Here is a 20,453-nt window from a genome sequence, read left to right as displayed (position 1 = left end):
CCCATGGACGACGACGGAAACGGCACCACGGGATCGGGGCTCGACCGACTGGCGTCGGTCAACCTCAACCTGCTGGTGCCCCTCCTCGCCCTCCTCGAGGAACGTTCGGTGACCAGGGCGGCGGAACGGATCGGCCTGTCCCAGCCGGCGATGAGCCACGCCCTCACCAGAATGCGGCGGCTGCTGGGCGACGACCTCGTCGTCCGCCAGGGCTCGGGCGTCACGCTGACCCCGCGGGCACTGGAGCTGCTCGCGCCGCTGCGCAGCGCCCTGCAGCAGACCGCGCAGATCGTGAACTTCCCCGTCTTCGACCCCGCCAAGGACCACCGCGTCGTGACGGTCGCCATGACGAACAGCACGGCCTTCGTCGTCGGCCCACGGCTCATGCGGCTCGTCGCCGAGCGCGCCCCTCACATCACGCTGCGGGTGCGTACGATCACGGTCCCGACCGAGGCCACCTTCACCGACCAGGGCGTCGACGTCACGCTGATCTCCGAGGGGCACTTCTCGCCCTACCCGCGTGAGCGCCTGTACAACGACCGCTGCGTGGTGGTGGCGTCACCGGACACGCCGCCGGTGGCGAGCGCGCTGGATCTCCTGACCACGCAGCCGCACATCGTCGTCGACACCGACCGGCGCGTCTTTCCCTATCCGGTGCTGGAAGAGAAGGGCATCCCCTACCGCGTCGGCCTGTGGATCTCCGACTTTCTGCTGGTGCCGTTCCTGGTTGCGCGCGCGAACGGGGTCGCCCTCCTGCGCCACCGGGTCGCCGCCGCCATGAGGACACTCGCCGACCTGCGGATCGAGGAGTTCCCGTTCGCGCTTCCCGGGCTCGGGATCGACATGGTCTGGAACCCGCGGCTGGCCGACCAGTACTTCATCGAGTGGCTCCGGGCGCTGCTCTTCGACGCCGCGACCCAACAGGACTGAAGCCGGCCGCCCCGTCCGCGACGGTCAGGTCAGGAGTGCCACCCAGCTCGCGCTGAGGTCGTCGAGCATCTGCTCGTAGGTGAGCTTCCAGTCGGCGCGGTGCCAGTTCTGGGCGACGAAGTCGAGCTGGGCCATCGCGAGAACGCCCCGGAAGTGACGCTGATGGGGCTCGAAGCGCCCCGCCGCCGTCAGCCCGTCCTCGATGTCGCTGATGGCTTCCTCCAGCCACCGCTCCACCAGGTCGGCGAGGTCCGGCTCGATCACCGCGGCATCACGGCCCACGCGGATGATCGGCCGGATGGCCGGCCAGTTGTCGGCGGTCCGCCGCAGCCACGCCCTGATCGCCTGCGGCGTCCCGTCGACGATGGTGGCGACGAGGTCCTGGGCCGTCGAGCCGTGCTCGAAGGAACGGACGCGCTGCAGCGCCTCGTTGAGCCGCTCGTCGATGAGCGCCTTCATCAGGTCGCCGCGGGAGGGGAAGTACGCGTAGAACGTGACGCGTGTGGTGCCCGCCGCGGTGGCGATGTCGTCGACCGTGGTGGCGGCGTACCCCTTCGTCTTGAACAGCTCGAGTCCCGACTCCAGCAGCAGACGGCGCGTCATCTGCTTCTGCGCCTCACGAAGGTTCGCCATGCCCGGATCCTAACGTGCCACCTTTACTGACCGTAAAGCGACGGGCTCACGGGAGCAGGTCCACGGAGAGCCGTTCCCGCAGTTCCGCGACCGTGATGCCGTACGTCTCCAGGACCCGGACCCCGTCCGGGCCGGGAACGAAGACACCGTGGTCGGTGTAGACCATGCTCACGCAGGCGGCCCCGGTGAGCGGGTAGGTGCAGGCGGGGACGAGCTTGGCGGCGCCGTCCCGGGTGAACAGCCTCATCATCACCAGGACCCGTCGCGCTCCGACGGCGAGGTCCATCGCGCCGCCCACGGCGGGGATGGCTTCGGGGTCCCCGGTGTGCCAGTTGGCCAGGTCCCCGTGGACGGAGACCTCGAACGCCCCGAGGACACACACGTCCAGGTGGCCGCCGCGCATCATCCCGAAGGAGTCGGCATGGTGGAAGTAAGCCGCGCCCGGCAGCTCGGTGACCGGTACCTTCCCGGCGTTGGTGAGGTCGGGGTCCACCTCGTCGCCCACGGCGGCCGACCCCATGCCGAGCATGCCATTCTCGGTGTGCAGCACGATGCCCGCGTCCGGTGACAGGTGCTCGGCGATCCGGGTCGGCTGCCCGATGCCGAGGTTGACGTAGGAACCGGCCGGGATGTCGCGGGCGATGCGGGCCGCGAGTTCCTCGGTGGTGAGCGGGCCCCGGTCGGTGTGCTCCACCGGGACCGCGGCGGGTGTGATCGTCATCAGCGGGCTCCTTGCACGGTGAGCCGACGGGCCTCGGCCCGTACGAGGCGGTCGACGAAGATGCCCGGAGTGACCACGGTCTCCGGATCGATCTCCCCGGCGGGCACGATGCCGGTGACCTGGGCGACGACCGTGGTGGCGGCGGTGGCCATGACGGGCCCGAAGTTCCGGGCCGTCTTGCGGTATACGAGGTTGCCCATGGTGTCCCCCCGGTGCGCCGAGATCAGGGCCACGTCCCCTTTGATCGGATACTCCAGCACGTGGGTACGCCCGTCGATCTCCCGCGCCTCCTTGCCCTCGGCCAGCGGGGTGCCGGCACCCACGGGACTGTAGAAGGCGCCGATGCCGGCTCCGGCGGCGCGCATCCGCTCGGCGAGCGTGCCCTGCGGCACGACCTCAAGGTCGACGCGGCCGGCCCGGTACAGGTCGTCGAACACGTAGGAGTCGCTCTGCCGGGGGAAGGAGCAGATCACCTTCCGCACCCGGCCCGCCTTGAGCAGCGCGGCCAGGCCGACGTCCCCGTTCCCCGCGTTGTTGGACACCACCGTCAGGTCGCCCGCGCCCTGCCGGATCAGCGCGTCGATGAGGTCGAACGGCATGCCCGCCAGACCGAATCCGCCCACCAGGACCGTCGAGCCGTCCTCGATGCCCGCCACGGCCTCATCGGCCGTCGCGGCGATGGTCACGCCCATCAGTCGCTCACCTCGTCGGTGATAGACCCGCACAGCCGGTTCACGGTGGTGGCGGGCACGCTCACCGGCGGCCCGGCCGGCAGCAACGCCATCCGGCCGACGTTGCGGTTGTCCTCGCCGGCGCCGTTCGCGTTGCCCCACACCACGTCGCCGATCGCGGCGCGGCCCAGGCCCGGTGCCTGGTCCAGCAGTCCGGACAGCGCAGTGGCGGCCAGATCGTCGGGCCGGACCCCGGCGAGAGCGTCGTTGAACCGGCCGAACGGGGTGCGGGTCGCCGCGTAGAGGTGAGCGTCGCTCACGATGCGCCGCTCCCCGTCACGGCCAGCGGCTCCTCGACGGCCGCCGAGGACAGCGGGACCGGCGAGAACATGGGCGGCTCCTGCTCCGGTGTCAGCGCGGTCGGACCGTACAGCCAGTCCACGAAGGAGTAGTCGTAGGTGCCGCGGGCGCGGAGCAGGACGTTGCGCTGATCGCGGGCGACACCGTCGAGGTGCCAGAGCTCGCCCCACTTGCGGGAGGTGGTCAGGACGCGGCGGCAGTGCTCGGGGCGGACGGCCTCGTAGGCGGCGAGGGTGGTGTCCCAGTCGACGGTGCCGTCCTCGGCACGGTTGCGGGCGACGTGCTCACCCAGCACCCAGCCGTCCTCGATGGCCATGATCGCGCCCTGTGCGATGTACTGCAGCGGCGGGTGTGCGGAGTCGCCGAGCAGTGCGATCCGGCCGTGCACCCAGTTCATGACCGGGTCGCGGTCGAACATCCGCCACCACTTGTCCCGCCACATGAACGGCAGGCCCTCCCGCACGAAGTCGCAGGTCCCGGCGAAGGCGGCGTCGAGCTCGTCCGGGGTGCCCCAGTCCTCCTGGCCGGCGAGGGCCTTGGGGGACTCGAAGACGGCGACCTGGTTGAGGAGTTCGCCGCCGCGCAGGCCGTAGTGGACGAAGTGGCAGCGCGGGCCGACGTAGACCACGACCTCGCTGAGGTCGGTGCCCTGGACACGGGGCGACTCGGCGGGCACGGTGCCGCGGTAGGCGACGTACGCGGAGGAGACGGGCTGGTCGTCGACGAACAGCTTGCGAGCGACGGAGTGCAGACCGTCGGCGGCGATGACCACGCCGGCCTCGTGGACCTCGCCCGAGGCGATGGTGACGCGGGCGCCGCTGTCGGTGTTCTCGTACGAGGTCACGCGGGAGTCTGTGATCAGCTCGACGCCGGCCCGCTCGCAGGCGCGCAGCAGCAGGCCGTGCAGGTCGCTGCGGTGGATCACCATGTACGGGTAGCCGTACCGCCTCTCCAGGTCCCGCAGGTCGAGGCGGGTCAGCTCGTCGCCCTCCACCGCGTCGCGCATCACCATGGAGTCGGGAACGACACCGAGGCTCTTGGCCTCCTCCAGCAGGCCGTAGTCGTCCAGGATACGGGTGCAGTTGGGGGCGAGCTGGATGCCCGCGCCGACCTCGCCGAAGGCGGGGGCGCTCTCCAGCAGGCGCACGCTCAGGCCCTGGCGGGTCAGCGAGAACGCCGCGCCCAGCCCCCCGATGCCGCCGCCGACGACGATCACGTCAGGGTTGGTCATGGAACCTCCTCAACTCTCAGAGCCACGGGCCGAGCTCGGGAGCGTCGGCGAGCGTGTGGGGCCGACCGGCCAGCCAGGCGGCGACCTCGGGGAGAGGGCCTTCGGGCAGCTCGGTCAGTCCGCGATTGGTGCTGATCTCGTCGACCAGGGCGGACAGGAAGCCCGCCGGGAGGTCGGCGAAGGTGACGCCGGTGCCGAAGTCGACCGCGTGGACGCAGGTCTCCCGGGACCGCATCCACGGCAGCTCGGTGGCGGGGACGGTACGGCCCTGGGCGGTGACGACCTTGTTCTGCCACTGCTCGTCGGTCAGTTCGTCCAGGTCCGCGCCGAGCCGGCGGGCCGAGTCGGCCAGCCAGGCGCGCAGTTCGCCGGGGGAGAGGGCCGGGCCCTTGGCGATACCGACGGCGCGCTCCCCGGGGGAGGCGTACATCGGCGTCTCCTCGCCGGTGGCCGCCCAGTGCGCGAGGTTGCACAGGGCGTCGGCGTTGGCGGCGACGTGCGCGGCGAGGTGCTTCCGGGTCCAGCCCGGCAGCACACTGGCGGCGGCGAAGCCGGCCTCGTCGAGGTCCGCGACGGCGGCCAGTACCAGCTCGGTGCCGGTACGGGCCCACTCACGCGCCTCGGCGAACGTCCGCAGGCCGTCGGTCACTGCGCGACCACCTTGTTGGTGCACGCGCCCAGGCCGGCGATCTCGGTGACCACGGTCTGGCCGGGGAGCAGGAAGACCTTCGGGGCGCGGGCGTTGCCCACGCCGGCCGGGGTGCCGGTGGCGATGATGTCGCCGGGGCGCAGGGTGATGACGGTGGAGATGTACTGCACCAGGAACACCGGGTCGAACAGCAGCGTGCCGGTGTCGTCCTGCTGCATGACCTGCCCGTCGACGACCGTCTTCACCTCGAGCGAGGGGCGGACGCCGCCGACCTCGTCGGGGGTGACGACGTAGGGGCCGACCGGGGTGGAGGCTTCCCAGATCTTGCCCTGGGTCCACTCGATGGTGCGGAACTGCCAGTCACGCACCGAAATGTCGTTCATGACGGTGAAGCCCGCGATGGAGTCCGCGGCCTGCTGCTCGTCGGCGCGGCGCACCTGCTTGCCGATCACGACGGCCAGCTCGACCTCCCAGTCGAACGCCTCGGTCTCGGCCGGCTTGACGATGTCGTCGTGCGCGCCCAGCAGGGTGTCGGCGAACTTCGGGAAGAGCGTCGGGTAACTCGGCAGGTCCCGGCCCATCTCCTTGATGTGGTTGGTGTAGTTGTGGCCGACGCAGACGACCTTGGAGGGGTTCGGGACGACCGGCGCGAAGTCCGCTGACTCGGCCGGGTAGGTGGTGCCGGACGCGGCGGCGGCCCTGGCCTGCCAGCCGTCCTCGGCGAACAGCTCGCCCAGGTCGGTGTACCCGAGGTCAACGAGGGTCTCGCCGTCGAGGCGGACCGCCCGGGTCCCGTCGGCGGTGCGGATGGTGGCGAGCTTCATGGTCAGGCGTCCTTCTGGGTGCGGTTGAGCCGGAGCGCCTCGAAGACGGGCGCGTCGGAGAAGCGGAAGAGGTCGAGGGCTCCCTCGTCGGAGTCGGTCGTGCCGGCCTCGGACCGGGCGGCGAACGGCTCCCATGACGGGACGACGAACAGGTCGCCGCGGGTCACCGTCCAGGACGTGTCGCCGACGGTCACCACACCGGAGCCGTCGAAGACCTGGTACACCGACGAACCGGTCTCGCGCACCGGCGCGGTCTCGGCGCCCCGGGCGATGCGGTGGAACTCGGCGCGGACGGTCGGCAGCACGTCGGAGCCGTCGTGCGGGTTGGAGAAGCGCACCGCGGCGTGGCCGGGCTCGACGGTGCCGCCGAAGCCCTCCTTCTCCAACAGGAGCTGATCGCGGAGAGCGGCGTTGGTGTATTCCCACTTGTAGGACAGCAGCGGACTGCCCGGCGTGGCCGGGGCGGCCGACAGCGGGCGCAGGCCGGGGTGGCCCCACAGACGCTCGGAGCGTGAACGCTCGGGGGTGATGCGGTCGGCGTCGCTGATCTCGTCGCGGCCGAACTCGAAGAACTGCGCCTCGGTGACGTACTGGAAGGGGATGTCCAGGCCGTCGATCCACGCCATCGGTTCGGAGGTGGCGTTGTGGTGGGCGTGCCAGTTCCAGCCGGCCTGCGGGAGGAAGTCACCACGGTTCATGGGCACCGGATCGCCGCCGACGACCGTCCACACGCCCGAGCCCTCGACGACGAAGCGGAAGGCGTGCTGGGTGTGCCGGTGCTCGGGGGCGTCCTCGCCGGGCATGAGGTACTGGATGGCCGCCCACAGCGTCGGGGTGGCGAAGGGCCTGCCGCCGAGGGAGGGGTTGGCCAGCGCGATGGCCCGGCGCTCACCGCCGCGACCGACGGGGACCAGGTCGCCGGCCTGGGCCGCCAGTTCCCGCAGCCGCTCCCAGCGCCACAGGTGCGGCACGGCGCGTGAGCGCGGGTGGGTCGGCATCAGGTCGCCGATCTCGGTCCACAGCGGGACGAGCAGTTCCTGTTCGAAGCCCCGGTAAAGCTCTTCGAGCGCCGGGGTGACCTCGGGCTGCCCCTCAGCGGCGGCAGCCTGGAGCCGGACCGGGGAACCCGTGGCGGCGTCTTGGGCTATGAAGGTCTCAGTCACGGCATCAGCCTGCGCCGCGTCTGGTGAGAGAACATGAAGATTCTGGAGAGCAGAATCAGGGAGCGCCATGGACAAGCCGCTGAAGACACCGCCGCCCTACCCGATCGCCAGCGTGGACCATGCGCTGCGGGCGGCGACCATCCTGCAGATGGAGGGCGGCGCGACCGTCTCGCAGATCGCCGAGCGCCTGGGCGTCGCCCGGTCCACCGCCCACCGGATCCTGGCGATGCTGGTCTACCGGGACTTCGCCGTGCAGGACGAGGACCGCCTCTACCGCGCGGGACCGGTGCTGGAACTCGCCGCGCACCCCCAGTCCCTGGTCTCACGGCTGCGCGCGGCGGCCCTGCCCCACCTGCACCGGGTCGTCGACCTGCTCGACGAGACCGCGAACCTGACGGTGCGCACCGGGGACACGGCCCGGTTCATCGCCAGCGTCGAGTGCCGGCAGGCCCTGCGGGTCGGCTCCCGGGAGGGCATGGTGTTCCCGGTGCACCGCACCACGGCGGGACTGCTCCTGCTCGCTGACCTCTCCGACGAGGAACTGGACGAGGTGTACGCCCCCGAGCGCTACCGCGACCGTCCGGCCGACCGCCCGGACCTCGCCCGCCTGCGCACGGAACTGAAACGGCTGCGGCGCAACGGGTTCGCCGTCAACAGGGAACGGTCCGAGCGCGGTCTGATCGCCGTCGGCGTACCGGTGCGCGACCGGGACGGCACCGCGCTGGCCGGCCTGTCGGTGTCGATGCCCAGCGTGCGCTATGACCCGCACCGACTTCAGTCCCTGGTCGCCGCCCTGGACGCCACGGCGCACGCGCTGGAGAAGGACCTGGCCGAGCAGCACTGAACCCCGATCGCACAACAAAGCGAACACTCACCTTACGGCAGCACTACTCATCTTAGTTTGCGAACAAATCATTGACGCGACGTAAAGCAAGTGTCATTCTCCACGACATCGCGCCCGACTCGCGTCGTGCTCCCTCTCCCCCCACCGCGTACGCAGAGCCGAGCCCTTCAACGCTCTTCGTGGCTCCCGTTTCCGGGATGCCCTTCTTTCCCAGCCAGGGAGAACAGCAATGACGCTCAACAACGGGACGGCCGTGTCCCAGGGCCCAACCGCGGGGGCCGCCCGGACGCCGGGCTACGCGGGAACACTGGCTGCCGCCTGCGGTGCCGTCTTCGTGGCCCAGGTCGCGAACGCGCTGCCGGCCTCGCTCCTCGGACTCTTCCAGGAGGACCTGCACACGCGCGGATCCCAGCTCACGTGGATCACCGCCGCGTTCATGCTCGCTGTCGTCTGCTTCGAGTTCACCTTCGGTGTCCTCGGTGACCTCTTCGGACGGCGAAGACTCGTCGCGGCCGGCACGGCCCTGGTCGCCGCGGGCAGCACCGTGGCCGCGCTCGCGCCCACCGTCCAGGTGCTGTGGATCGGCGCCGCCCTGAACGGACTGGGCGCCGGCGCCATGTTCCCCGGCTCGCTCACCGCGATCACCGCCGTCACCCGCAGCATGCGGGAACGGGTACACGCAGTGGCACTCTGGAGCGGCTTCCTGTCTGCCGGCGCCGCCGTCTCACCTCTGCTCGGCGGCATGTTCGCCAAGGTCGGGTCGTGGCGCGGTTCCTTCTGGGTGCTCGTCGGACTCGCCCTCGTGAGCATGGTGCTCACCCTGGTGCTGGTCACGGAGTCGACGGCGCCCGAGGGCCGCAAGTTCGACGTAGCCGGTCAGATCACCTTCGCCCTGGGTCTCATCCTGGTGCTGTACGGCGCCGTCGAGGGGCCCGAGTCGGGCTGGACCACCCTCCCCGTCATGCTCGCCCTCGCCCTCGGCACCTGCTTCCTCGCCGGTTTCGTCGTGGTGGAACTGGGGGCCGAATCCCCGATCTTCGACCTGAAGCTGTTCCGCAACCGGGCCTTCACCGTGTCGTCCGTCGTCGCCGTCATCGGCATGCTCGCCTTCCTCGGCGCCTGCTTCGCGATGAGCATGTGGATGGGCCCGGTGCAGCACCAGGACCCGATCCGCGTCGCGATCCTGTTCCTGTTCCTCCAGGGCCCCGCCTTCGTGCTCATCCCGGTCGTCTCGCGGCTGCTCCACCGGGTCGCTGCGTCCTGGCTGCTGACCTCTGGATTCGTCCTGATGGCGATCGGCTGCCTGTTGTTCGCCCGCCTGGATGTGACCGACCCCGGACTCGGCCCGTTCGTCGCGCCCGCCCTGCTGATCGGCATCGGTTTCGCCCTCGCCGTCAGCTCGGTGACGGCCGTGGCACTGAACAGCGTGCCCCTGAACCTGGCGGGCATGGCCAGCGCCACCACCAACATGCTCCGCGACCTCGGCTTCGCCCTCGGCCCCGTCGTCGTCGGCGCGGTCGCCCTCAGCAACGCGGGGTCGGCGTTCACGCAGAACCTGTCCGGCGCGAACCTGCCGGCCGGCCAGCTCGCCGCGGCACACGAGATCGCCGCGGCCGGAGGACCCATCGCTGTGAACAGCGTGCCACCCGGTGCCCCGGGGTCCGCGGCGCACGGCCTGGCCCTGGATGCCCTGGGCAGTGGTTTCAGCACCGCGTTCCTGGTGTGCGGTGTGGCAGCCGCCGTCGCCGCGGCCCTGGCCGCCTTCGGCATGATCGGGATCCACGCCCGCCGTTCCGCCGAGGACGAGGCGCCGGTACCGCCGGCTCCCGAAAGCGACGGCAGTACGGCATCGGCCCCCACCGTCCTCCATCCCTGACCTCCGCCACTTCTGGACGTCACCGGGACGGTCGACGTGCACGGCCCGCCTGCCGCACACCGAAGCACGGCAGACGGGCCGTGCGCCCGGCCTGGGCCCACCTCTCCGCCCGACCCGCCTTCAGCCGTCGAGGGCGGGCGAGTTGGCGCCGCGGCGCAGGCCGACGGCGGCCAGCAGGGCACCCACGACGCACAGGACGGCGGTGACGAGAACAGCGGCGTGCACACCGTTCATGAAGGCGTGGCCGCTGCCCTCGACGACGGCGGCCCTCAGCTGCGCGGGCATGCCGTCCGCGACGGGCGCCACGCCCATCGCCACGGCGTCCTTCGCCTCCTCGAAGCCATGCGCCGCGGAGGCCGGCACTCCGGCGCCGGTCAGCTCGCCGACAAGCGTCGAGCCCACGCGGCTGCTGATCAGCGAGACCAGTACGGACGTGCCGAGGGCGCCGCCGATCTGCAGTGCGGTGGACTGCAGGCCGCTCGCCACACCGCCGTCCCTGACGGGTGCGTTGCCGACGATCGCATCCGAGGACGCCGACATGACCATGCCCACACCCAGACCGAGCAGCACGAACGGCGGCCACATGGCCGCGTACGAGGAGTGCACGTCCCACGTCAGCATCCACAGGGACGCCACCGCCTCCAGCAGCATGCCCAGCGGCATGGACAGACGCGCACCGAACCGCTCGGTCAGCGCCGCGCCCAGCGGTGCCGCGACCACAGAGGCCAGACTCAGCGGCAGGGTGCGCACGCCCACCTCGACCGGGGTCAGGCCCCGGACGTTCTGCAGGTACAGCATCAGGAAGAAGATGACACCGAGCAGCACGAAGAAGTTGATCGCGGTGACGAGGGTGCCGATGGTCAGCGCCGGGCTGCGGAACAGCCGCATGGGCAGCAGCGGGTGCCGGACACGGGTCTCGTACCACCCGAAGAGCACCAGCAGGACCAGTCCGGCGGCGAGGGAGCCCAGCGTTCCTCCCGAGGCCCAGCCCCAGGTCTCACCCTTGATCACGCCGAAGACCACCGCCACCAGGCCGAGCGCCAGCAGGATCACACCGGGCATGTCGAAGCGGTGGCGGCCGGTGGAGTCCTTGCTCTCCGGCAGGACGAACGCGCTGAAGACCAGGGTCGCTACACCGATGGGCGCGTTGATGTAGAACACCGACTCCCAGTTGACGTGCTCGATCAGCAGGCCGCCGACGATCGGTCCGAGCGCGGTCGAGCAGGAGGCCACCATGGCCCACAGGCCCACCGCCATGCCGAACTTCTGCGGCGGGAAAACCGCACGCAGCAAGCCGAGCGTGTTGGGGATCAACAGCGCGGCGCAGAGTCCCTGCAGCGCGCGGAAGGCGACCACGCCTTCGATGGAGCCGATCAGGCCGATCATGACGGAGGCCACGACGAAGCCCGCGACTCCGGCCATGTAGTACGTGCGCCGCCCGAACCGGTCACCCAGCTTGCCGCCCAGGATCAGGGCGGCGGCCATGGCGACCAGGTAGGAGTTGGTGACCCACTGGAGGTCGGCGGTGGACGCGTGCAGGTCCCGGCCGATCTCCGGGTTCGCGATCGAGACCACGGATCCATCGAGGTTGACCATGAAGAGGCCGATCGCGACAGCGATCAGCGTCAGCCACGGGTTGGAGCGCCTGCCCCGCTCGGTGCCCAGTGGCGACGGAGCGTGCAGAGTGGCGTGGTCCACGGGTGTGGAGGGCATGCGGGTGCCTTGTCTGTGGTGAGAACGTCGAGAAGTCGAGAGATGGATCAAGGCCTTCGGCACAGGCGGAGATACGGCGGCGTGCGGCCACCGGGGGGACAGCGCGGCGGGGCGACGGCGCGGTCGACGTGCGGGCAGCGCACGGGACCGGTCGCTCGCGCCGGAGAACAGGTGCCGGAAGGTCAGTCGGCGGGGTAGAAGTGCCGGGTCAACGCCAGCAGCGCGCCACAGGCCGCACCGAGGGCGTCCTGCTCCCCGTCGGTGAGGGTCTCCAGCAGCCGCGCCATGTGGGCTTCCTTCAGCCCCCGCGCTTCGGCGAGCCGCTCCGCGGCCAGAGCCGTGGGGTGCAGATGAGCGACCCGCTTGTCGACGGCATCCCGCCTGCGCTCCAGCAGCCCCAGATCGGTGAGCTGGGAGACGAGGGCGCTGACGTTGTTCGACTTCATCAGCAGGGCGTCCGCCGCGTCACGGACCGTGATGCCCGCGCGCTCCTCGACAAGCCGCAGCAGGGTGAGCTGCCCCTCCGGCAACGTCGGATGCGGGAAGTCCTGGGCCATCCGCCGCTCGAGCACCCTGTTCAACGTAGGCAGAACCGCCACGAGCACGGAGGCCACGTGGTCGTTCTGCGGGCCGGAGGCGCTGGAGGCGAGCACACGGCGACTATAAGTACACCCATATACCTATGTCAATATAGGTATTCTGACGGCTGGCGCCCGAGCCCGCCTACGAAGAACATGGCGGACCACCCCGAGCGGTTCGATTCGCTGGCCCACGCCCGCGAGTGGTTCGACGCGTTCACCGCGTACTACAACCACGAGCACCGGCATTCGGGCATCGGCCGGCACACCCCCGCCTCCGTCCACTTCGGAACCGCCGAGGAGGTCCGCGACCAGCGCGCGGTCACCCTCGCCGAGGCATACGCCCGCCACCCCGAACGCTTCGGCCGCCGCCCCCGACCACCCGAGATACCCCCAAAGGCATGGATCAACGATCCAGCCAAGCGCAGGGAGTCAGCACCACAAACCTCATAGCGTCACGACCGTCTCACTGGACTTGAAATCTTCCGCTGCACTTGAAATCTTCCGTGCGAGATGTCTGATCGCAAGACACGTCCGCAGACGTCTTCCAGTAGGGAACACCCTGGTTCTCACGCAGCGGCTGCGAATGGGTTCGTCCCCCGTGAGAGCTACGTGCAGGTGTCCTCTGTGAGGTGACGACTATTGATCACCGGATCCGTAGCGTTCCGTTCAGCCGCGGCGCTTCGGCTGCGGGGGACGAAGGAGTCGTCATGAAACTGGTGTGGCAGATCCTGGCCGTGGTAGCGGTCGGCGCGGTCGGTGGTCAGAGCGTCACCGCGGTGCAGGACAACCCATGGCTTTCGCTCCTTTTGGGCGGGCTGACGGTCGCGCTCTCGGTGTTCGTCTACCGGTGGGCCGTGGGACACACCGAGCGGCGCCCGGTCGTGGAGCTGGCCCGGGAGGGTGCGCGAGGGTCGCTCTTCCGGGGCCTGGTCATCGGCGTTGCGATGTTCGGGGCCGTCATCGCGAACATCTACTTTCTTGGTGACTACGAGGTCCACGGCTTCGGCTCGGTGACCGGCATGATCGGGCTGGTCGGCTTCATGGCCGGCGCCTCCGTGACCGAGGAGCTGATATTCCGCGGCCTGCTCTTCCGCCTCGTGGAGCGAGGTCTGGGCACGTACATCGCGTTGACGCTGTCCGGTGTGCTGTTCGGCGCGGCCCACCTGCTCAACAAGGACGCCACCCTGCTGGGTGCCCTCGCCATCGCGATCGAGGCCGGCGGCATGCTGGCCGCCGCGTACGCCGCCACCCGCACCCTCTGGCTGCCGATCGGCCTGCACTTCGGCTGGAACTTCGCCGAGTCCGGCATCTTCGGCACCCAGGTCTCGGGCAACGGCGCCACGCACGGACTACTGGACGCCTCGACGTCGGGCGCGACGCTGATCACGGGCGGTGAGTTCGGCCCGGAAGCCAGCGTGTACTCCATGCTGTTCGGCACCCTGCTGACGATCGCCTTCCTGTGGCTGGCCCACCGGCGCGGCACCATGGTGCCGCGACAGCGTGCCGAGCGCGTCAGCACCCTCGCTACCCTTGCCCGGTGATCATCCTTCAGCGGGCCGGCCAGGACTGGGGCCGTCTGGAGGAGGCGGGGCGCCGACTGGGCGGGAGGTGGCACCGACTCGATGTCACCATCCGGGATCTTCCACTAGGAGTGCTGTTCCTGGTCGGTTCGTTCCTGCCGGTGCTCCGCAGCAACGGAACGGTGCTCGGCGGCGTGCCGATCCGCCCTTACGACGTACTGACACTCGTAGCGGTCCTCCTCACAAGTCTCCCACTCACGGTGCGCCGACGGTGGCCGCTGGTCACTCTCGTTCTGGTGTCGTGCGGCTTCGCCGTCGACCAACTGCGCGGCTACCACACGTTCTCGGGGGCTGCACTGCCCATCGCGCTGCTGAGCGCCGGGTCCCATCTGGACCGGCGCCGGCGGGCTTGCGTGCTGGCGCTCTCCGTGGCCTACGTGCCGCTGGCGGTGGCGCTTTCCCGGCTCGGCAGGGGCGAGTCACCGGAAGAGTTTGTGACGTTCTTCCTGGCCCTGGCCCTCGCGTGGGGCGCCGGCGGCTGGCTGCGCACCACGAGGATCGCCGAGGGCGAACGCCGCAAGCGCGTCGCCGCAGAGACCCGCGCCGCCGAACGGGCCCGTATCGCCAACGAGTTGCACGACGTGGTGACCCACCACGTGACGGCGATGGTCGTACAGGCCGAGGCAGCCCGCTATCTGACCGCCGTACCCGACCGGCTCGAGGAGTCCCTGACCGCCATCAGCGACACCGGCCGACGGGCCATCACCGATCTGCGGCACCTGCTCGACCTGCTCAACCCCGACCACGGCACCAGCACCTGGACGGCGGAGGCCAGGGAGTCCAGGACGCCGGCCGTCGGCAAAGTCCTCAGCCTTGTGGAACAGACACGCCGGACCGGGCAGCCGGTGGAGTTCACCGAGGAGGGCACACCGCCGGCGTCGCCCGGCAGCGCCGACCTGGTGGCCTACCGAGTGGTGCAGGAAGCGCTGACCAACGCCCTCAAGTACGCTCGCGGAAGCCGGACCTCGGTCCAGGTACGGCACAGCGACAGGGAGATCACCGTGGAGGTCAGCACGGACGGCTCCGGCTCGCGGATCGCGGCCGTCGGCGGGGGCGGGCGGGGCCTGGCCGGTCTGCGCGAGCGGGTCGTCATCGTGGGCGGCGACTTCAGCGCCGGCAGCACCACGGGCGGCGGCTTCCTCGTACGGGCGCGCATACCCGTTGGCAGCCCATCGTGAGCGCACCCGTCCGGATTTTGGTCTGTGACGATCAGATACTGATCCGCACCGGCCTGGTCACGATCATCGACGCCCAGCCCGACCTCGAGGTCGCGGGCGAGTGCGGGGACGGGCAGACCGCCGTCGACCTCGCCGGTCAACTGCGCCCGGACGTCGTGGTGATGGACATCCGCATGCCGGTCCTCGACGGCATCGAGGCCACCCGCCTGCTGGCCGGCAGCGGGGTGCCGCACCCCGTCAAGGTACTCGTGGTGACCACGTTCAACCTGGACGAGTACGTCTACGAGGCGCTGCGCGCCGGGGCGAGCGGGTTCCTGCTCAAGGACGCACCCCCGGACAGGCTGCTGCACGGCATCCGGACCGTGGCCTCGGGCGCCGCACTGCTGGACCCCGAGGTGACACGCCAGCTCGTCGGCAGGTACGCCGCCCGGATCCGACCCGCCGAGGGCACGCCGCACGAAGTCCCGCTGACCCCCCGCGAACTACAGGTCCTGCGCCTCATCGCGGACGGCCTCTCCAACAGCGAGATCGCCGTGGCCCTCGTCATCAGCCAGGAGACCGTCAAGACCTTCGTCTCCCGCATCCTCACCAAACTCCAGCTCCGCGACCGCGTCCAGGCAGTCGTCTACGCCTACCGCCAGGGCCTGGTGACCTGAGTGCGTTGTACAGACCCCCGTTCAGCGTTTGCCAGGAGCGCGCGCGGCGACCCTCGGCCGGCACGCGCCCAGGCAGCGGACTTCCGCGAACTCCCGCGGGGCCGCCGCATCGCAATGAGTGTGGCGTCGGCGCCCAGGCAGCGACTGAACAGCGCGATCTTCGCCTCGCACAGTTCGCACTGTCGAAAACTACACATACCCCGCACGGCGTGCGGGGTATGTGTATGGGGTATGGGATATGGAGCGCGGGAAATAGAGCGAGATCTCAGTACTCGATGACCGAGTCGATATAGATCTTCGGATCGTCCGGGGATTCACCTTCGGGGAAATCCCCCATAACGGTGGTGGAACCTCTGCCCGTCTGGCCAGCCGCCAGGTGCGGAAAGTCGAAATTGGTCCTCCGCACCCATTCCTTGCCGTCGCCAATGCTGACGGTGACCTTGATATTGAGGGTCTGGCTTCTGCTGTTGAGGTAATTACAGGCCACAGTGAAGCCGATCGCGCCGCGAGTGGCCCGGACCTCCACATCCCCGAGCGTGACGACCTTGGTCTTCCCCATATGGCTGACGACCGGCGACGGTTCCGCACTGGCCTCCACGTCCGTATCCGAGTCCGCGCCCGCATCCGCATCCGTCTCCGGAGCGCTCGGCGCACCGCTCGACGCGGCAGGAGGGGAGACCGAGGGAATCACGGCGGGGGCCTGCGGCGGGGTATCGGACGGAGAAGAGCTTGAGCATCCCGTGACCAGCACGGCGCCCAGCAGTGCAGCGCTCCAGGTGATGGAGCGCGGCACAGGCCGACGGAATCGCGTCAGTTGCATGCGCCGACGGTCATGTAGTTGTCGACGACGACCTTCGTGCCGGCCTTCATGTACGAGTACGTCTGCCCGCAGTACCCGCGGTTCTGGTAGAGCGGACCGGCGTAGCTGCTGAACGTCCCCGAGTCCTCGACGTCCGGAATGCTCGTGTAGTTGGTCGACAGCTTGAGGCGCATCGAGTGGGCGGCCCCGGTGTCGTTGAAGAACACGGCGCAGATCGGCCTGTCGGAGTAACTGCTCACATTGCAGAGTTGCCCCGTTTACGTGCAGCACGAGAAGGGCTCCGCCCCGCCGCCAAGGCCCCTGCCCGCCCGCCACGGGACTGGGCTTCCCGAGCCTCAGTCCAGCAACACCCGTGCCAGCACCGGCAGATGGTCGCTCCCCGTCGCGGGCAGCGCCTGGATCGCGCCGACCGCGGCCGAGCGGACGAGGACCTGATCGATACGGGCCACGGGGAAGGATGCCGGGAAGCTGAAGGCGAACCCGCTTTCTGGCACGTGGAGTTGAGATGTCAACGGAGTCAACCCCCGGTCATCCACCGTGCTGTTGAGATCGCCGAGCACGATGACCTTGGAGACCGTCTCGGCGGCGATCGCGCGGCCCAGCAGATGCGCGCTCTCGTCCCTGCGCGCCGACCCGAAGCCGCCCGCGCCGAACCGGATGGACGGCAGATGGGCGACGTACGCCGCGACCTCGCCCTGCGCGGTGTGGACGACGGTCCGCAGGCCCCGGCTCCAGCCCTCCTCGACGCCCTTCGGCCTGATGTCCACGACACGAGTACCGGACAGCGGGAGCTTCGACCAGATGCCGACGGTGCCGCGCACCTCGTGGAACCGGTACTGCGGCGCGAGCGCCTTCTCGTACGCCGGAAGCGCGTCCGGGACCAGTTCCTCCAGCGCGATGAGGTCGGGGCGGGCGGCGGCCAGCGCGCGGGCGGTCCCCGCCGGGTCCTTGTTCACATCGCTGACGTTGTGCTGCACCACGACCAGGTCGCGTGCGCTGGGCGCGGGCGCCGGAAGGAACAGCCCGCCGAACGCGTACGCCCACGACGCCACCGCCAGCACCGACGCGACCAGCGCGGTGGCCGAACGCCGCAGCAGCGCCACCGCCAGCAGCGGAACGACGCACAGCCCCAGCCACGGAAGGAACGCTTCCAGCAGACTGCCCAGCCGGCCCGGGGTGTTCGGCACCACCCGGGGGAACACCAGCAGCACCGCCGTCAAGGCGGCGAACCCGGCCGTCACCCGCCCGCGCCGCCACCGCCCCGAGCGCGCCGCCCCGCCACCCGCTCCGGCGCCACCCGCCACAGCGGAATCCGAGACAGGACCCGCGCCCCCACCCGCGCCCGCCTCCGGCCCGGGACGCGCAGCCGAATCCGCGGCCGATCCCGTCGTCGCCTCCGCGTCCACCGTGCCGTCCGTCCGTTCCCGCATGATCTGTGGCCTCGCCCTTTAGGACGGACGGGCGGCGCGGGCAGTTCCCGGGGTCAGCGGGCCGGGAAGCGTTCGCCGCAGGCGCTGCAGAACACCGGAGCCGACTCGATCGCCATCCGGCCGCGCTCGGGACGGACCCGGTCCAGCGCACACGGCGCCTCGCCGCCCTCGTACGCCACCGGGGCCGGGGCGCGGCCGACCGTAAAACCGGGGCGGCGGCGGTGCACGGTCAGATAGGCCAGCCCGTCCGCACCCGCGGCGAGCGAACGGCGTGAGGTGCGGGGCAGTCAGGTGACGGTGCTCGGGGTCAGCGTCAGGGGCTCGGAACCGTCACCGGGGACGAGCCGCCCGCCGCCCGCGAGGGCCACCAGGAAAACATCGAGCGCATCCTCTCCTGGTGCTCCCCCACCTCGCCCCCCGGCGGCAGCCGCACCAGATTGGCGTCCAGCTCCCTCTCCCGCCGGTCGAGCTGCCACAAGGGCCCCACGGTCCTCGGGGGCCGCTGCGTCCGCTCTGCCCGTAGCCCAGCGGGATATCGACCGGTGGGAACCACAGATCGCACTGGGCCAGCTCGCCGGGCTGATACGTCGTGCGCGAGACGGGATCGACGGGCAGATACGCCGGACGCAACTCCCGGGCCCGGTCCTTGAGGACCGTCATGCCCTTCTCCCAGCCGATCCGCTCGGCGATTACAGTCGCCGGCATGCTCGGAGTCTGCTTCAGCAGTTCCCGGATCTGTGGCTCGACCGCGTCGACCGCCGATCCCCTGACCGGCCGGGAGTACACCGGCGGCCGGTCGGTGGCCAGCGCCCGCTTCACGGTGTTCTTCGAGATGCCCAGATGCCGGGCGATCGCCCTGATCGGCATCTGCTCGGCCCGGTGCAGCCTGCGGATCTCTGCCCAGTCCTCCACGGAAATCACCCTCTTCTCCTGACCTTCGATCAAGATCAGGTTGGTCGAAATACCACGGAGTGGGTCAGTTGTGATCCGCCGTCAGAGGGTCACGATTCACCCGTCGCCGAGAATGCCTCAAGGATTTCCATGATCTCCCTGCTGTTCTTCACCCGCTCCAGCTTCGCCGAGCGGGACTGCTCGGGGCGAGCGGGGAGAAAACTGGCCGTACCCGGGGAAACCCGTGGCCATGAATTGCGCGGCAAGTGGCCGCCTACGGGGAGCTTACGGAGACCGCCGTCAGAAGATCTCCCGACGGCAAGAGCCGCGCCCCAAGCATGCGTGCCGGAACGAGTCCGGCACCACGGTGACGAAGCGGCGAGGACCGCGAGCCATGGAGCAGCACGAGCCCCCGAGATGGTCACGGTGCTGCCGGGCACCACGACCACGAATGAGCGTGTCCCAACTTCGTTCTCGCAGGTGAGCGGGCCTTGACAGGGTGGTAGTTGATGCTCCGTCCGAGGTTGAAGGTGGTGATCGACTTCTCCTGAAGGAGACGGTCACCGGCCGGGCGGAGTGTCACGATGTGATCTCGTTCTTGTTTGTCCCGAAGGGATCGCGGATCAGGTACTGCAAGGTCAGGACGGCCTTGACGACCACCGTGATCTGTCGGGGGTTGCCGCGGAAGTCGCAGGCCAGGGCTTTCCAGCACTTGAGCTGGGCGTTCGCTCGTTCGCCGATGCAGCGCAGGGCGGCTTGGGCCTGACCAGGTGGGCGAGAACCTTGTCGGCGATGCGAAAGCGTCGGGCGGCGCGGATGTCGACGGTGCGTCCCGGCAGGAGGCCGGAGACCCACAGGAGTTACCCGTCGGGTGCGGCGATGGTGGTGCCCGAGCCGCCGTGGCGCTTGTGCTTGCCCGAGTACCAGGGCTGCTTTCCGCCGATACGCCCGTTGACTCGCTCGGTCGGGATGTTCACCCCGTCCACGATCAGGTGGTCCCAGCCCGCCTTCACGGCCAGGCGCACCACCTCGGTCAGGGGCAGCGCGCGTCGCGCCAGCACCTTGATCCCTTCCTGGATCAGGTTGCAGCAGGTGCTCTTCGGGACGCCGTTGCCCTCGGCCAGTGACCGGTAGGTATGGCCGCCTTCCAGGAACGCGCAGGTCAACACCGCCTGGAGAGGGAAGCCGTGTAGTTGCCAGCGCGACCCGATGCGACGGTGGTAACGGACCAGCGCACCAACGATGCGGTCGACAGTACCGGCCGGTGTCTTGAGCGCCAGGCCATAGACGAGGGGTGCGGAAGCCTCCGCGGCGGTATCCATGATCGAACTCGTTCATCGCGGGCTTCCGTCGTGCCCGGTGGTACGGAACATCGCAAGCGAACCGTCACCATCAGTCGACCTGAAGATCGTCCCCTTCGGGAGAAGTCGATCACGACTTCAGCCTCGGACGGAGCATCAACTCCCACCCCGTCAAGGTTCACTCACCTGCGAGAATGAAATTGGGACACGCTCACTGGCGCTACCACCAGCAACGCGAACACCTACGCGTCCACACCATCCGCTACCGCCACATACTCACCCTCGCCGCATGACCAACAGCCCGGGAACAAGGACTGCCCGCGGCGTTAGGGTTTCCGGGACAGGCCATACGGCACGCTGCACCCCTGGGGACGAAACAGTATGGGACACGGAGCGCGGAA

21 protein-coding genes and 2 pseudogenes are annotated in these 20,453 nt (G+C 69.8%); 7 read left to right on the top strand and 16 right to left on the bottom strand.

The annotated features are described in order from the left end of the window. Positions 1–3: 3 nt before the first annotated feature. The gene (locus FHX80_RS23860) at positions 4–930 is read left to right on the top strand and encodes a LysR family transcriptional regulator (protein WP_145766071.1); all 927 of its coding nucleotides are present in this window, start codon (positions 4–6) and stop codon (positions 928–930) included. 24 nt (positions 931–954) lie between these two features. On the opposite strand, the gene FHX80_RS23855 is transcribed toward FHX80_RS23860, so the two are convergent. The 8 genes from FHX80_RS23855 to FHX80_RS23820 are packed head-to-tail and all read right to left on the bottom strand — an operon-like array spanning position 955 to position 7,182. Further along, positions 955–1,563, bottom strand: a complete 609-nt coding sequence (locus FHX80_RS23855) for a TetR/AcrR family transcriptional regulator (protein WP_145766070.1) — start codon at positions 1,561–1,563, stop codon at positions 955–957. A 46-nt stretch (positions 1,564–1,609) separates the two neighbouring features. After that, a complete protein-coding gene (locus tag FHX80_RS23850) occupies positions 1,610–2,284 on the bottom strand; it encodes a 3-oxoacid CoA-transferase subunit B (RefSeq protein ID WP_145766069.1) in 675 nt (224 codons plus the stop codon). Next, positions 2,284–2,976 carry a 3-oxoacid CoA-transferase subunit A gene (locus tag FHX80_RS23845; RefSeq protein ID WP_145766068.1) on the bottom strand — a complete coding sequence of 231 codons (693 nt, stop codon included), beginning with the start codon at positions 2,974–2,976 and terminating at the stop codon, positions 2,284–2,286. The genes FHX80_RS23850 and FHX80_RS23845 overlap by 1 nt, the downstream gene beginning before the upstream one ends. Continuing rightward, entirely contained in the window at positions 2,976–3,275 is a 300-nt protein-coding gene (locus FHX80_RS23840; protein WP_425281694.1) for a thiolase family protein, read from the bottom strand. The genes FHX80_RS23845 and FHX80_RS23840 overlap by 1 nt, the downstream gene beginning before the upstream one ends. Then, entirely contained in the window at positions 3,272–4,531 is a 1,260-nt protein-coding gene (locus tag FHX80_RS23835) for an FAD-dependent oxidoreductase (protein ID WP_145767457.1), read from the bottom strand. The genes FHX80_RS23840 and FHX80_RS23835 overlap by 4 nt, the downstream gene beginning before the upstream one ends. Before the next feature lie 31 nt (positions 4,532–4,562). Continuing rightward, positions 4,563–5,195 (bottom strand): maleylpyruvate isomerase family mycothiol-dependent enzyme, encoded by a 633-nt coding sequence (locus tag FHX80_RS23830; protein WP_145766067.1) that lies wholly within the window; start codon positions 5,193–5,195, stop codon positions 4,563–4,565. Beyond that, positions 5,192–6,019, bottom strand: coding sequence for a fumarylacetoacetate hydrolase family protein (locus tag FHX80_RS23825; RefSeq protein ID WP_145766066.1), 828 nt, complete (start codon positions 6,017–6,019; stop codon positions 5,192–5,194). Before FHX80_RS23825 ends, FHX80_RS23830 begins: the two co-directional genes overlap by 4 nt. Before the next feature lie 2 nt (positions 6,020–6,021). Continuing rightward, on the bottom strand, positions 6,022–7,182 hold the full coding sequence (locus FHX80_RS23820) for a cupin domain-containing protein (RefSeq protein WP_145766065.1): 1,161 nt from the start codon (positions 7,180–7,182) through the stop codon (positions 6,022–6,024). A gap of 67 nt (positions 7,183–7,249) precedes the next feature. Between FHX80_RS23820 and FHX80_RS23815 the strand changes: the two genes are divergently transcribed. Both FHX80_RS23815 and FHX80_RS23810 read left to right on the top strand, forming a co-directional pair. Further along, the gene (locus FHX80_RS23815; protein ID WP_145766064.1) at positions 7,250–8,026 is read left to right on the top strand and encodes an IclR family transcriptional regulator; all 777 of its coding nucleotides are present in this window, start codon (positions 7,250–7,252) and stop codon (positions 8,024–8,026) included. Between the two features lie 229 nt (positions 8,027–8,255). After that, the gene (locus FHX80_RS23810) at positions 8,256–9,902 is read left to right on the top strand and encodes an MFS transporter (RefSeq protein ID WP_145766063.1); all 1,647 of its coding nucleotides are present in this window, start codon (positions 8,256–8,258) and stop codon (positions 9,900–9,902) included. A gap of 120 nt (positions 9,903–10,022) precedes the next feature. Here FHX80_RS23810 and FHX80_RS23805 read toward each other — a convergent pair whose 3' ends face one another. Continuing rightward, a complete protein-coding gene (locus FHX80_RS23805) occupies positions 10,023–11,615 on the bottom strand; it encodes an MFS transporter (RefSeq protein WP_145766062.1) in 1,593 nt (530 codons plus the stop codon). A 182-nt stretch (positions 11,616–11,797) separates the two neighbouring features. Further along, the gene (locus tag FHX80_RS23800; protein WP_145766061.1) at positions 11,798–12,268 is read right to left on the bottom strand and encodes a MarR family winged helix-turn-helix transcriptional regulator; all 471 of its coding nucleotides are present in this window, start codon (positions 12,266–12,268) and stop codon (positions 11,798–11,800) included. Between the two features lie 81 nt (positions 12,269–12,349). On the opposite strand from FHX80_RS23800, the gene FHX80_RS34820 reads away from it, so the two are divergent. From FHX80_RS34820 to FHX80_RS23780, 4 genes are all read left to right on the top strand, one after another. Beyond that, the gene (locus tag FHX80_RS34820; RefSeq protein ID WP_167523611.1) at positions 12,350–12,646 is read left to right on the top strand and encodes an integrase core domain-containing protein; all 297 of its coding nucleotides are present in this window, start codon (positions 12,350–12,352) and stop codon (positions 12,644–12,646) included. Positions 12,647–12,903: 257 nt separating this feature from the next. Then, a complete protein-coding gene (locus tag FHX80_RS23790) occupies positions 12,904–13,737 on the top strand; it encodes a CPBP family intramembrane glutamic endopeptidase (RefSeq protein WP_145766059.1) in 834 nt (277 codons plus the stop codon). 56 nt (positions 13,738–13,793) lie between these two features. Beyond that, positions 13,794–14,954 carry a sensor histidine kinase gene (locus tag FHX80_RS23785; protein WP_145767456.1) on the top strand — a complete coding sequence of 387 codons (1,161 nt, stop codon included), beginning with the start codon at positions 13,794–13,796 and terminating at the stop codon, positions 14,952–14,954. Continuing rightward, positions 14,951–15,610 (top strand): response regulator, encoded by a 660-nt coding sequence (locus tag FHX80_RS23780; protein WP_145766058.1) that lies wholly within the window; start codon positions 14,951–14,953, stop codon positions 15,608–15,610. The genes FHX80_RS23785 and FHX80_RS23780 overlap by 4 nt, the downstream gene beginning before the upstream one ends. A gap of 265 nt (positions 15,611–15,875) precedes the next feature. Here the strand turns inward: FHX80_RS23780 and FHX80_RS35890 are convergent, their stop codons facing one another. The 6 genes and pseudogenes from FHX80_RS35890 to FHX80_RS23750 form a co-directional block, all read right to left on the bottom strand. After that, a complete protein-coding gene (locus tag FHX80_RS35890) occupies positions 15,876–16,430 on the bottom strand; it encodes a hypothetical protein (RefSeq protein ID WP_244318392.1) in 555 nt (184 codons plus the stop codon). Continuing rightward, a complete protein-coding gene (locus tag FHX80_RS23770) occupies positions 16,421–16,669 on the bottom strand; it encodes a hypothetical protein (protein WP_244318391.1) in 249 nt (82 codons plus the stop codon). The genes FHX80_RS35890 and FHX80_RS23770 overlap by 10 nt, the downstream gene beginning before the upstream one ends. A gap of 96 nt (positions 16,670–16,765) precedes the next feature. Further along, positions 16,766–17,860 (bottom strand): endonuclease/exonuclease/phosphatase family protein, encoded by a 1,095-nt coding sequence (locus FHX80_RS23765; RefSeq protein ID WP_145766057.1) that lies wholly within the window; start codon positions 17,858–17,860, stop codon positions 16,766–16,768. A 53-nt stretch (positions 17,861–17,913) separates the two neighbouring features. Then, positions 17,914–18,396: pseudogene (locus FHX80_RS23760) on the bottom strand (hypothetical protein). Continuing rightward, a pseudogene (locus FHX80_RS23755) lies at positions 18,371–18,781 on the bottom strand (helix-turn-helix domain-containing protein); the annotation flags it as partial. The pseudogenes FHX80_RS23755 and FHX80_RS23760, both read right to left, overlap by 26 nt. A gap of 830 nt (positions 18,782–19,611) precedes the next feature. Beyond that, on the bottom strand, positions 19,612–20,073 hold the full coding sequence (locus FHX80_RS23750) for a hypothetical protein (protein WP_145766056.1): 462 nt from the start codon (positions 20,071–20,073) through the stop codon (positions 19,612–19,614). Positions 20,074–20,453: the final 380 nt, after the last annotated feature.

Source organism: Streptomyces brevispora, assembly GCF_007829885.1.
GTDB classification, from domain to species: Bacteria; Actinomycetota; Actinomycetes; order Streptomycetales; family Streptomycetaceae; genus Streptomyces; species Streptomyces brevispora.
The sequence above is the reverse complement of the archived record's forward strand: the minus strand, read 5'-3'. Positions and strand labels throughout refer to the sequence as shown.